The following is a 12,106-nucleotide window of genomic DNA, read 5'->3' as shown; positions in this document are numbered from 1 at the left end:
AATCTGTGTAGAAAAAAGAGGGGATTTTCAATGTTGACGAAGTCAAAAGCTTCTGCGTGTATAGTAACCTTACTCCTCTCTTTTGTCTTTTCTGATTATTTGTCTAATTTAATAAAATGCTAACTTAAGACGTGTATAATTCATTGCTTTGGCAAGTGCTTATTTGGAAAATTCCTTCGGAATTTTCTCGCGTTCGTTTTTGTTTACTAAATTAGTTGCTCAAACACGCAACTAACCATACACAAACACGTTAGCATTAATAAAGAACTCTGTAACAAAAAACAGTATTTGAAGTCTAATTGATAAGTAATTCATCATCAATCAAAAAATCTTAAAATGAAAACCAAAACACCTGTTTTTTTACTACTTATTTTAAATATGTTATTTACAGTTTCTTGCTCAAATAATAAGAGCAGTACACCTATAAAATCTGAACAATTTAACACAGAAATAGATAATTACATAAGGTCACTTATTAAAGCTGACCAAATTCCTGGAATGGCAGTTGCAGTCGTAAAGGATGGAACTATTATTCATAAAAAAAATTACGGTGTTGCAAATATAGCACACAACGTGCCAGTAACGGACAGCACGTTATTTAGAGCTTATTCAACATCAAAGCTTGTGACGGCTGTAGCTGTTTTCCAATTAATAGAGGATAAAAAAATAGGATTAAATGACTTGATATCAGAGTATATTGATGACCTACCAACCAAATGGAGTGGTATAGAAATAGAACATTTATTATCTCATTCTTCTGGGTTACCAGATATCGTAGATTACAATAAAGATATATCAGATAAATTGTTATTTACCGAGATTTCTAAAAAACCTGTTCAATTTGAAAAAGGTCAAAGGTTTCAGTACAATCAAACAAACTTTTGGTTTCTTAAATTGATTATTGAAAAAGTAACCAATCAAACATTTGAAACATTTGTAAGAAAGAATCAATTTGAAAATAATGAAAAACAAGTGATTTTTGCTTCAAATAGTTTGGTTGCGTTTCCCAATCGAGTACCTAAATATCAATTCAATAAAGATTTTAACGCCTACGAACTTTCAACTTTCGAAGCAGGTAATCGTTCATTAGCAGGAAATGGATTAAATATAACATTAAATTCATTTTTAGAATGGAACACAAAATTAGATAACAACAAACTGCTCAAGGAAGAAACTAAACTAAAAATGATGTCACCTTTCCAATTTACGGATAGCAAATCATCTTTTGGTCATAGTTGGGGAATTTATGGTCCTAAAGGAAAACAATATTATGGTTTTGCTGGTGGCGGAGTAAGTGCATTAATGAAATTCATAGATAAAGATTTAACCATTATTATTCTATCAAACGGATTTAAAAATAGGCCTGTTATTTCCAATGCTGTCAACTATATTTCAGGATTAATGGATGAAGAATTAGTTAGAAAAGATAGAATGCTGAATGAAGATATTCGACTGGCTTTTATTGTAAATGATTATAAGACAGCAGTTGAAATTTACAACCAGATAAAACAAAATAATAAAGATATTAACTTTGAACGAGGACTGGGTACAACTGGATACTTTTACTTATCAAATAATGAAATAGCTAAATCGATATCAATATTTAAATTATATGCAAAAGAGTATCCTAATTCCTATCGTGCTTTTGATAGTCTTGGAGAAGCATATTTTAAGAATAAACAGTACGATTTGTCTAAAAAAAATTATAGAATATCATTGGATTTAGAACCAAGAAATAAAAATGCCGAAGATATGTTAAAGAAAATCGAAGAAATAACTAATGCTAACAATGTGTATAATTAATCGCTACTGCTGGCTAAGGCGACGATCTTTGTGTACATTTTAATATATTGTATTGCAGAATATGAATCGTGTACTTTTACGCAACTAACCATACACGAACACGTTATGGGCAATTGCAAACATGTACTTTCCTGAAATAGGTTGACTAAAAATTAAACCATTAACTATAGTCACTTATGAAAACACAAAATGAACACTGGCGAAAAAAAAGCTATCAAAAAGCAACCTTGGAGACCAAAATTTTAGTTGTTGACCAAATCCTTAGCGGACAATTATCCAATAACCAAGCTTCAAAAAAATACGATGTCCCTAGAACAACCATTACCTATTGGTTAAGAAAATACAGTACATTAGTACAACAAAATACTGGTATGAGTAAAAACGACGAAATCAAAAAACTAAAGGAACGTATTGAAGAACTAGAGTTTCAAAAAGACTTTCAACAAGACATTATCGCTGATATGGAACTTATTACAGGAGTGGATATGTCAAAAAAGTCATTGCCCAAAACGTTAGCAAAAGAGATAGAGCAAAAGAAAAAACAGCGTATAAAAGAAAATGGCTCTATGGATGTTTTGGGATATCTAAACAAGCCTTTTACAAAAGACTCAAAACCCAACAAAAACAACAGCTAGACCATCAAAAACTAATCAAAATGGTCAAAGACTACCGTAAGCAAGTAGGCTCTAAAACTGGCGGGATTAAACTGCACAAGGAGTTAAAGCAAGACTTTATAAACGCTGAGATCAAGATAGGTAGAGACAAGTTCTATAACTTCTTGAGACTTCATAAACTTCTAGTGCCTAAAACTAAAAATTACGTCACCACTACAAACTCTAACCATATGTACAGAAAATATAAAAACCTTGTAAAAGACCACGTACCTAATCGACCAGAACAACTCTGGGTTAGCGATATAACATACATTAAAACAGAAAATGGGCACAACTATCTAGCATTAGTCACAGACGCCTATTCTAAGCAAATAATGGGATATAAACTCGACAACCATATGAGAACATCACTTTGCTCAGACGCGCTCGCTATGGCTATTAAAAATAGAAAATATCCAAAGCAGCAGCTCATTCACCATTCCGACAGAGGGTTTCAATACTGTAATCCTAAATATACAGAATTTGCTGAAAGCAATGGAATTACCATGAGTATGACAGAACAGTACGACCCTTATGAAAACGCTGTCGCTGAAAGAATTAACAGAACACTGAAATACGAATATGGTCTAAAACAAACCATTAAGAACACAAATCTAGCTCAAAAAATGACTGAACAAGCGGTTTATATCTACAACAACTTAAGAACACATTTTAGCCTCGATTTAAGAAAACCAGCAGAAGTGCATTTAAATCCAAACATAAAATACAAATCCTATCGAAAAAATAAAGTAAATTTACCTGAACTAACGATTTAAAAACTCACCTAGTTCAAACTATTTTTTTGCCTTCTAAACGGCTAAAAAAAATCTTTTGAACGTGGAAATATTAACAAAAAAAGAGTCAACCTATTTCAGTATAATACAAAATTTGTATTCCTAAACTAGCATGACCGTAGAATGTGATTTTCATGTGTTTATATCTATTGTTTTTTTAATGATCGTCCCGATAACTATCAGGACTGTGCGTTAATTAATCATTCCCGTAGATGATAAAAATTTTAGAATGCTCGTTTCATGCTTTAAAAATTAAAAACGATTATACCTTCTAAAACTAATATAAAATATAACCAACTCCTAATAGAATAGCAAACAGAAATGTAGACAAGGCGAGTACTTTTAATTGACTGTCGAAATCGTTTGGTTGTACCGCAGATTTTATCTTTTTAACATGAATAATTAATGGGATAAATGCTAGTACATACATAAAATTGTAAGGCTCTACATAATATAAGATGGAATACAAAACCGTAGCCAACATAGCACCAATAATAAGCGTAAAATGATAAGTTTTAGCACGAGACATGCCAAGTTTAACCGCAAGTGTTATTTTACCTGCATTGGTATCGGACTGAATATCGCGCATATTATTTAAATTCAGCACACCCACACTTAACAAGCCTAAGGCAACTGCTGGAAGTATCACCACATGATCTAAAGTATGCATGTACAAAAAGTAACTTCCCATGGTACTTAACAATCCAAAAAACAGAAATACAAAAACATCACCAAGCGCACGATAACCATAAGGAGAATCTCCCATCGTATAATTTAAAGCAGCATAAACAGACAAACCACCAAGAAATATAAACAATAACACATATAAAAAATTACCCGAACCAAAAGCCGCCCAAATAAGGGATAAACTTAAGACAATGACTACAATAATGTTGAATTTTATAGCTTCGAGCATTTCATCTGGTGTAATTTCACCACTTTGTATGGCACGCTGTGGCCCAACACGCTCATCATTGTCGGTACCTCTTACTCCATCACCATAATCGTTTGCCAGATTAGACATCACCTGTAAACTAATCGTCGTTAAAATTGCCAAAACTAAAACCCATGGATTAAAATGCCCATTGTAATAAGCAAAACAACTTCCTAAAATAATACCTGACACAGAAAGTGGTAAGGTTCTTAAGCGCATAGCAGAAAGCCACGGTTTAATTTTATTCATTTAATTGTTTTTGATTAAGGAATCCATTTTTTTGGAAAGTTAGGCTTGCGCTTTTCTAAAAAAGCATCTCTACCTTCTTTAGCTTCATCGGTCATATAGGCTAATCTGGTCGCTTCACCTGCAAATACCTGCTGACCCACCATACCATCATCCGTAAGATTCATGGCAAACTTTAGCATTTTTATAGATGTTGGTGATTTTGCCAAAATTTCTTGTGCCCATTCGTAAGCCGTCGCTTCTAATTCGTTATGAGGAATCACTGCATTTACCATTCCCATATCGTAAGCTTCTTGTGCCGAATAATTTCGTCCTAAGAAAAAGATTTCACGAGCGCGTTTTTGCCCTACCATCTTCGCCAAATAAGCAGATCCATAGCCACCATCAAAACTCGTGACATCAGCATCGGTCTGTTTAAAAATGGCATGTTCTTTACTCGCTAAAGTTAAATCGCAAACCACGTGTAAACTATGACCACCACCAACAGCCCAACCTGGCACTACGGCAATGACTGCTTTTGGCATAAAACGAATAAGGCGTTGAACTTCTAAAATATTTAAACGATGGTATCCATCTTCACCTACATAACCTTGGTGACCTCTCGCCTTTTGGTCTCCGCCAGAACAGAAACTCCAAATGCCGTCTTTAGTTGAAGGCCCTTCTGCACTTAAAAGTACGACTCCAATGTTTACATCTTCGCCTGCATCATAGAAGGCATCATATAATTCTGATGTGGTTTTTGGTCTAAACGCATTTCTTATATCTGGTCTGTTGAATGCAATTCGGGCAACTCCGTTACATTTAGAATAGGTAATATCTTCATAAGACTTGACAACTTTCCAATCTATCTGACTCATATTTTTAAAAATTTAAAAGGTAAAAATAACGAAATAAATTAAGGCTATTTTAAATAGATACCATCTTCTTTAATTTCAATCTGTCGTTCTTTATAAAGGGTGCCAATCGCTTTTTTAAAACTCTTTTTACTCATTTGCAGTTGCGCTTTTATATCTTCAGGATCTGACTTATCGTGAAGTGGTATAAAGCCGCTATTGTCTTGTAGTTCAAACAAAATATGCTCGGCATTAGGTTCTATATTTCTGTAGCCAATTTGATTGAGTAAAATATCTAACTTATTATCCGAACGCACCTTTTTAACCGTGCCTTTAAGTCGGTCGCCAACACTGATATCTTTATAAATATCATCTCTAAATACCAAGCCTAAATGTGTTTTATTGACAATCACATTCATGCCTAAGTCTGAAGGATGTGACACAATTAAATCCACTTCATCAAACTGAGCAACCGTTAATTCTTTATTATCTAAAAAATGATTGGTTTTACTCGATGCAACCAAGCGTTCGGTTTCTTCATCCAAATAACAATGCACTAAATACCAACCACCTGCTTTCATTTTAAACGCTTGTTCTCTAAAAGGACAAAACAATTCTTTTACCAAACCCCAATCTAAAAAGGCTCCGTATTCGGTAACTTGATTACAACGCAACAAGGCAAAATCACCTTTTTTAATATAAGGCTGATCTGTGGTTGCTACAGGTCGCTCTTCGTTATCTAAATAGACAAATACTTCAATATTATCACCAATTTCAAATACTTCTGGCACATAACGGTTGGGTAAGAGCACTTCGCCATCTTCACCATCGCCTAAAAACAAACCAGGTTCTGTATCTCTTAAAATTTCTAATGTATTGTATTCGCCTAAATGTATCATATAACAAAGGTAAATATATTTTGATGAGATTTTATAGGAAATGCGTATTATAGATATGAAAATTATCTCATCTGATATTCAAACAAATTAAACACAAAAAAAGCATCATAATGTTTAAATCATGATGCTCTATATTATAGTTAGACTACTATTTAAGAATAAACAGCTTCTTTCTTAAAGTGTGTGCATAATAAGTAATATACCACTACTCTATATTTTGTTCTGTTAGATCTGCCGTATTTTTCAATAACTGCGTCAATAGCTTTGTCTAAATCAGCACTATCTGCTAAACCTAGTTTCTTAATTAAATAATTATTCTTAACCGTTGCTAATTCTTTTTCGTCAGAACCAGAAACTGTTGACGAATCTGCATTGTAAATAGATGGGCCTAAACCTACAGTGACTTTGGTTAATAAATCCATATCTGGATTAACACCACACTTGTCTTTTAAGTCTGCGGCATACTTTACAATTAAATCATCTCTTTTACTCATGATACTATGTGTTTTAAGTTAAATAAATTAGTTTCCCTAAAGGTAGTTATTTTTTAGAAACAAGGAAAACGAAAAAGTCACATCATTTAAACTTTTTAATTTAAGTTTTACTTTACAAATTTAAAAAAGTCTAAAAGTATCTTATCATTACTTCTTGCTGGTGTAAATACTTCTAATAATTTAGGCTTCTGAGATTCATTATAAAAGGATTCTAACTCCACATGCAATTGTTTGTCGTCTTTAGCCTCTATGTACTCAAAGCCAAACATATCGCAGAGTTGTTTAGAATTTAAGTGATGTTTGGTTTCGAAAAAGTAATCGAAATTTTCAGTGTCTTTATGTCCTGGTAAAATTCTAAAAATACCGCCTCCTTCGTTGTTAATCACTATTATTCTAAATGACGTCGGAATGTAATTGTTCCATAGCGCGTTACTATCGTAAAAAAAGCTTAAATCGCCTGTAATAAACGTAGTTCGTTTTTCGTTGACCACAGCTGCACCAATAGCAGTGCTTGTACTTCCGTCAATGCCACTTGTACCTCTATTGCAAAAAATTGAAATACTTTTTGGAATATGAAATAATTGTGTGTACCGAATAGCAGAACTATTACCCACCTGCAACTGACTCTTTTTAGGTACGCTTTTTAATATCGAATGAAACACTGTAAAATCTGAAAATGCTAACGTTTCTAAATAAACCTCTTGCATTTTCCTTCTTTTTTGACGCACGGCAAGCCAAGTCGCTTTATATGTACTTTTTGTATGGTGCGTTACTTGCGGTAAAAAAGCATTCAAAAATGTATTTGGACGCAATTTGATATGTTTATCTAAGCAAAAAAACGTATCGTTTGCATTCGCTAATCCAATATGAAAATGATGCTCTGGTTTATAATTTCTTAAAAATACTTTAATCTTTTTTGAAACGATTAAACCACCAAACGTGATCAATATATCTGGTTGAAGGGCCTTAAAACCTGCCTCATCTAAGGGAGCTATCATTTTATCAATACCAGGCAAAAAATCAGAATGATGCAAGTTAGACGTTGTTTCTGTAAAAACGATAACACTATCGTCGTCCGCAATTTCTTGTAACCACTTTTCTTCAATAGAATTAGGTTGCAGCACACCCACTAAAATCATTTTTCGTTTCGCATTATGCCATACATCCAATAAACTCTTAATTTCAAAATCATCAACTTTTTCTGTTCTATTTTGAATTTTGAAAGGCTTTGGGCTAATCTTTAAGGCATCTACGGTTTCATACAACGGTTCATCAAACGGTATATTAATATGTACTGGTCCTAAATTTAATTTAGAAACGGTGAGTGCTTCATGTATTTCAGATTCATTATACGTCTGAATATCTTTTTGAAGGCCTAAAAATCGCTCTAACTTGTTTTCTATACTTTTAAAAATAGGCAAATCGCTTTCCGAAAGTTTATTGTCCCCTTCTCGTAAATCGAGTTTTAAATTGGCACTATAACAGACGTGCTCACCATATACATTCTTTTGCTTTATGGTTTGTCCATCTCCAATATCTATTAAATGCTTTGGTCTATCCGCTGATAGTACCACTAACGGAATGTTGCTATAATACGCTTCTGAAATCGCAGGATAATAATTAAGTAATGCACTACCAGAAGTACACACCACTGCAACTGGTTCTTGAAGTTGCTGCGCAATGCCTAATGCAAAAAAGGCAGCACAACGCTCATCTACGATACTGTAACATTTAAAAAAATCGTCGTGAGTAAAGCCTATGGTTAATGGTGCATTTCTACTGCCTGGAGAAATAACAATATGCTTAACATTATGTGTTTTACATAAGGTAACAACAGTTTGTGATAAGGGGATTTTTGAGTACTTCATTACTTACAAAAATAAGAAATCTCTTGCGTTTTTAATCTAAAATATTTCTTATAGTTTTGGCTTTATTTACCGTTTCTTCCCATTCTTTTTCTGGGTTAGAATCTTTAGTGATGCCACCACCAACATAGATATGTGCCGTACTATCTTTAAGTTGCATGCAACGTAAATTCACATAAAAATTAGATTGTGTTTTTACCACAGCATAAGCATTATTTTCAACATTACGTCTGTTGCTATTTCTGGTTGTTGCTTGTTTTAAATTTAATTCTCCTAAAAAACCTGTATAGTAATTGCGTTCATAATTTTCATGCTGAAGAATGAAATTTTTAGATTCAGCCTTAGGAAAACCACAAACTGCTGGTGTTGGGTGTAAGGCTTCAATTATAGGTTTCAGTTGGGCTTCATCGTTAATTACACTAATAATTCGGGTTTTAAGGTGTAACAAATTACCAGCTCTTACGGTTTCAACCTCAGAAACACTAACAGATTTAGTATAAGGCTTTATATGTTTTGTAATATAATCTGTGACAATTTGTTGTTCCTCAAATTCTTTTGTTGTCCATTTTACAGATTCATTGTCTTGGAATGGCTGAGTACCTGCTAAAGAAATTGTGGTCAATCGCTTCCCTTCTACTTTAAACAATAACTCTGGTGTGGCACCAATCCAAAGGCCAACTTTAGGGTGATACCAACAATACACCATCGCATTTTTATAGGTGTTAAACAGCCGTTTAAAAATGGTAATTGGATTTGTGTTTTTAAGAGCCTTTGTTTCGCATCGCGATAATACGATTTTTTCTAAATCGCCATGTTTAATGGTATCTATTCCTTTTGATACTAAATCGATATGCTGAAATTTATCAGCTTCATTAGAACGTATATCTGAGGTTTCTGCTGCCTTAACTTCTAAATTAGTGACGTGTAATTCCGTATGTATGCAATTATCTTTTGGAAAAAGGATACTTTTTTCTGTAAGATTAAATGGTGCAAAAACAAAACCGCTTTCTGTGAAATTTTCAGTGGTATGCAATGTATTATCATCTTGCAACCAACATTTAATAATAGAGTTGATGGGTCTGCTGTAAACTACAAATGGTAATTGTTGAGCATACTGCTTTTCTAGAGATTCAAAGAAATCATTAACATCCATCTATTATTTCTTTTTTGGCAGAGAAATGGTAGACAATCTGCATAAAGAAATTAAATTTTCCGCCTCGTCTGTAACTCTAATATCTAATAGCTGTGTGGTACGTCCTTTATGCAAAAATGTCGCTTTTGCATACACAAACCCTTCGCTAACACTTTTTAAATGATTGGCTGTAATTTCGAGACCTCTAATAAAAAAATGATCTGTGTCCATAAATACATGCGATGCAAAACTCCCAACACTTTCAGCTAAGGCTGCAGTGGCGCCTCCATGTAAAACACCATCTGGTTGATGTACTTTTGGTGTAACTGGCATTCTCGCAATTAAAAAATCATCTCCAAAATCTACCATCTCAATATCGAGGGTTTCCATTAATGTGTTTTTACTCGCGGCATTTGCTTTTGCTAAGAAGGCTTCTTTGGTCATTTGCATATAAAAATAGTATTTTCGTGTCTGTGACAAAGATACTGAAACCACCTATAATAATGAATTCGCAAGAGAAAGAAATCACATACAAAAATACCAACTCCTACTCTACTTTAAATACCTTAACCGTACAGACTAAAAACGTCTGGTTAGTATGCCATGGTATGGGTTATTTGAGTCGGTATTTTTTAAGGTATTTTAAAAACTTAAATCCAGATGAAAATTACATCATTGCACCACAAGCACCGAGTAAATTTTATATTCAACCCAAAATGCATGTTGGTGCCAACTGGTTAACACGCGATGATACCGAAACTGGGATGCAAAACATACTCCATTATTTTGATGCTATTTTTGAAGTTGAAAATATCCCTACATCAGCAAACTTTATTGTGTTTGGCTATTCGCAAGGCGTAAGTGTAGCCATGCGTTATTTAGCAAAGCGAAATAGACAGTGTAATGAATTAGTACTGCATTCTGGTGGGATTCCGAAGGAATTAAAAGCTATAGATTTTGCTTATCTATCTGAAACCACCAAAGTAAAATTAATCTATGGCACAAAGGATGAATATTTAGATGAAGATCGGATAGCATTAGAATCTAAAAAAGCCGCTGAATTATTCGGGAAGCGTTCAGAGGTAATTCCTTTTGAAGGAAAACATGTGGTTAATGTGGATTTTATTATGAGTTTAGTGGAATAAGTTAAACTTTAAATTTCATTTAAAATCATTAGAACGTCTACACTATAAAAAACGCACAAAAATCACATTTTCATTCTCAAAAACCACAATAAATAAATAAATAAATATATTTGAGGTGTATTTATCAGGAATGACAATTACTATGACCATACCGACGTTAGAAAATGAGCGTGTAAGACTTGAGCTTCTTACCTTAGATAATTACAAATTTTTAAAACATATTGCTCAAGAAAAAGACCTTCTCACTTTTTCTCCTTCCGATATTTCTACACCAGAAAAATTAAATGATTATGTCCACATTGCTATTCATGGTCATTATCACAAACTTTGTTTTCCTTTTATCATTTACGATAAAGTGAAAAAAGCTTACGCTGGTTCAACCCGATTTGGACATATCAACCAGACAAATAAAGTTTTGCATATTGGTTGGACATGGATTGGACACGAATTTCAAGGCACAGGACTCAACGCACATATTAAATTTTTAATGCTTCAATATGCTTTTGAAACTTTAGAATTTGAAAAAGTAGAATTCCGAATTGATGAACGCAACAACAAGTCACGCAGTGCTGTTGAAAAATTAAACGCCACGTTAGAAGGTACTTTAAGACATGACACACTTATGACAGATGGTTTTAGACGCAGCACTTGTTGCTATGGCATTTTAAAATCAGAATGGCCTGATATCAAAGCCACTGTCTTCAAGGAGTTTTAATCTATAACTTAACTCGTTTTCTGCAATGTCTTATTTTTTGCTTTTAAAACTGCCAACTGCTTTTCTAAAAAGGTAATGGCTTGTTCTGTTTTGTAGCTTGTTTTAGAGGCGATATCTTTAAATTCTTCTTTTAGCTTTTCTTTACCAGAAGTGGCTGCTTCAGACAAATCGTCTTTAACGTCTGTGAAATCATTTGATAGTTGATCTTTAATGTCTTTACCTTCTCTCTTTAATTTATCTCTTGTAGCACTACCCTTTTCTGGTGCTAACAACACTCCTGCTGCTGCACCTAATAATACACCTAGTACTACTGCTCCTTTTTGAATCATAACTTTTGCTTTTAATTAATCGTATTCTACTTATACGTCGCAGAACTTTGTATTTTGTTACAAAAAAAGTTGAGTAAAAGCAAACGTATTTAATTGACTAAACTACAAAGTCAATATGTAGATATATATTAAATAAGACATATGATAATTAAATGGTTTTGACGTTTCAAAAAAGACTAAACATCATTTTATCGTATAAATTTAGTTTCAAACGGTTAAAAAAAGCTTATTAAAATTAAAACATTATTTTGCCAACAACCAAAT

13 protein-coding genes are annotated in these 12,106 nt (G+C 33.3%); 5 read left to right on the top strand and 8 right to left on the bottom strand.

Annotated features, from left to right (window positions below; genetic code table 11):
* Window positions 1-336: 336 nt before the first annotated feature.
* The 3 genes from AB8B52_RS11090 to AB8B52_RS11080 all read left to right on the top strand — a co-directional run bounded on the left by AB8B52_RS11090 (window position 337) and on the right by AB8B52_RS11080 (window position 3,232).
* Window positions 337-1,803: a serine hydrolase gene (locus tag AB8B52_RS11090; protein WP_406028073.1), complete on the top strand. Its 1,467-nt coding sequence runs from the start codon at window positions 337-339 to the stop codon at window positions 1,801-1,803.
* Between the two features lie 176 nt (window positions 1,804-1,979).
* Window positions 1,980-2,438 (top strand): helix-turn-helix domain-containing protein, encoded by a 459-nt coding sequence (locus AB8B52_RS11085; protein WP_042501985.1) that lies wholly within the window; start codon window positions 1,980-1,982, stop codon window positions 2,436-2,438.
* Window positions 2,384-3,232 (top strand): IS3 family transposase, encoded by an 849-nt coding sequence (locus AB8B52_RS11080; protein ID WP_406028076.1) that lies wholly within the window; start codon window positions 2,384-2,386, stop codon window positions 3,230-3,232. The genes AB8B52_RS11085 and AB8B52_RS11080 overlap by 55 nt, the downstream gene beginning before the upstream one ends.
* 295 nt (window positions 3,233-3,527) lie before the next feature.
* Here the strand turns inward: AB8B52_RS11080 and menA are convergent, their stop codons facing one another.
* From menA to AB8B52_RS11045, 7 genes are all read right to left on the bottom strand, one after another.
* Window positions 3,528-4,433, bottom strand: a complete 906-nt coding sequence (gene menA / locus AB8B52_RS11075) for a 1,4-dihydroxy-2-naphthoate octaprenyltransferase (RefSeq protein WP_406028069.1) — start codon at window positions 4,431-4,433, stop codon at window positions 3,528-3,530.
* Between the two features lie 14 nt (window positions 4,434-4,447).
* Window positions 4,448-5,287 carry a 1,4-dihydroxy-2-naphthoyl-CoA synthase gene (locus AB8B52_RS11070; protein WP_406028067.1) on the bottom strand — a complete coding sequence of 280 codons (840 nt, stop codon included), beginning with the start codon at window positions 5,285-5,287 and terminating at the stop codon, window positions 4,448-4,450.
* A gap of 44 nt (window positions 5,288-5,331) precedes the next feature.
* The gene (locus tag AB8B52_RS11065) at window positions 5,332-6,162 is read right to left on the bottom strand and encodes a S1 RNA-binding domain-containing protein (protein ID WP_406028065.1); all 831 of its coding nucleotides are present in this window, start codon (window positions 6,160-6,162) and stop codon (window positions 5,332-5,334) included.
* A 152-nt stretch (window positions 6,163-6,314) separates the two neighbouring features.
* Entirely contained in the window at window positions 6,315-6,656 is a 342-nt protein-coding gene (locus AB8B52_RS11060; RefSeq protein WP_406028063.1) for a DUF2853 family protein, read from the bottom strand.
* A 107-nt stretch (window positions 6,657-6,763) separates the two neighbouring features.
* Entirely contained in the window at window positions 6,764-8,524 is a 1,761-nt protein-coding gene (gene menD, locus AB8B52_RS11055) for a 2-succinyl-5-enolpyruvyl-6-hydroxy-3-cyclohexene-1-carboxylate synthase (protein WP_406028061.1), read from the bottom strand.
* Window positions 8,525-8,555: 31 nt separating this feature from the next.
* Complete coding sequence (locus AB8B52_RS11050) at window positions 8,556-9,674, bottom strand: chorismate-binding protein (protein ID WP_406028059.1); 1,119 nt, start codon at window positions 9,672-9,674, stop codon at window positions 8,556-8,558.
* Window positions 9,675-9,677: 3 nt separating this feature from the next.
* Window positions 9,678-10,103, bottom strand: coding sequence for a PaaI family thioesterase (locus AB8B52_RS11045; protein WP_406028057.1), 426 nt, complete (start codon window positions 10,101-10,103; stop codon window positions 9,678-9,680).
* Window positions 10,104-10,156: 53 nt separating this feature from the next.
* On the opposite strand from AB8B52_RS11045, the gene AB8B52_RS11040 reads away from it, so the two are divergent.
* Window positions 10,157-10,798, top strand: coding sequence for an alpha/beta hydrolase (locus AB8B52_RS11040; RefSeq protein WP_406028055.1), 642 nt, complete (start codon window positions 10,157-10,159; stop codon window positions 10,796-10,798).
* A gap of 142 nt (window positions 10,799-10,940) precedes the next feature.
* Window positions 10,941-11,513 carry a GNAT family N-acetyltransferase gene (locus AB8B52_RS11035; RefSeq protein ID WP_406028074.1) on the top strand — a complete coding sequence of 191 codons (573 nt, stop codon included), beginning with the start codon at window positions 10,941-10,943 and terminating at the stop codon, window positions 11,511-11,513.
* Between the two features lie 8 nt (window positions 11,514-11,521).
* Here the strand turns inward: AB8B52_RS11035 and AB8B52_RS11030 are convergent, their stop codons facing one another.
* The gene (locus tag AB8B52_RS11030; protein ID WP_406028053.1) at window positions 11,522-11,842 is read right to left on the bottom strand and encodes a YtxH domain-containing protein; all 321 of its coding nucleotides are present in this window, start codon (window positions 11,840-11,842) and stop codon (window positions 11,522-11,524) included.
* Window positions 11,843-12,106: the final 264 nt, after the last annotated feature.

Origin of the sequence: Winogradskyella sp. (assembly GCF_045105575.1) — a bacterium.
GTDB lineage: Bacteria > Bacteroidota > Bacteroidia > Flavobacteriales > Flavobacteriaceae > Winogradskyella.
This window is presented reverse-complemented; position numbering and strand designations above follow the sequence as displayed.

Excerpts from the sequence above, each read along its gene's own strand:
- AB8B52_RS11090 (WP_406028073.1), top strand. The coding sequence starts at position 337 with ATGAAAACCAAAACACCTGTTTTTTTACTACTTATTTTAAATATGTTA.
- AB8B52_RS11085 (WP_042501985.1), top strand. The coding sequence starts at position 1,980 with ATGAAAACACAAAATGAACACTGGCGAAAAAAAAGCTATCAAAAAGCA.
- menA (WP_406028069.1), bottom strand. The coding sequence starts at position 4,433 with ATGAATAAAATTAAACCGTGGCTTTCTGCTATGCGCTTAAGAACCTTA.
- AB8B52_RS11070 (WP_406028067.1), bottom strand. The coding sequence starts at position 5,287 with ATGAGTCAGATAGATTGGAAAGTTGTCAAGTCTTATGAAGATATTACC.
- AB8B52_RS11065 (WP_406028065.1), bottom strand. The coding sequence starts at position 6,162 with ATGATACATTTAGGCGAATACAATACATTAGAAATTTTAAGAGATACA.
- AB8B52_RS11060 (WP_406028063.1), bottom strand. The coding sequence starts at position 6,656 with ATGAGTAAAAGAGATGATTTAATTGTAAAGTATGCCGCAGACTTAAAA.
- menD (WP_406028061.1), bottom strand. The coding sequence starts at position 8,524 with ATGAAGTACTCAAAAATCCCCTTATCACAAACTGTTGTTACCTTATGT.
- AB8B52_RS11050 (WP_406028059.1), bottom strand. The coding sequence starts at position 9,674 with ATGGATGTTAATGATTTCTTTGAATCTCTAGAAAAGCAGTATGCTCAA.
- AB8B52_RS11045 (WP_406028057.1), bottom strand. The coding sequence starts at position 10,103 with ATGCAAATGACCAAAGAAGCCTTCTTAGCAAAAGCAAATGCCGCGAGT.
- AB8B52_RS11040 (WP_406028055.1), top strand. The coding sequence starts at position 10,157 with ATGAATTCGCAAGAGAAAGAAATCACATACAAAAATACCAACTCCTAC.
- AB8B52_RS11035 (WP_406028074.1), top strand. The coding sequence starts at position 10,941 with ATGACCATACCGACGTTAGAAAATGAGCGTGTAAGACTTGAGCTTCTT.
- AB8B52_RS11030 (WP_406028053.1), bottom strand. The coding sequence starts at position 11,842 with ATGATTCAAAAAGGAGCAGTAGTACTAGGTGTATTATTAGGTGCAGCA.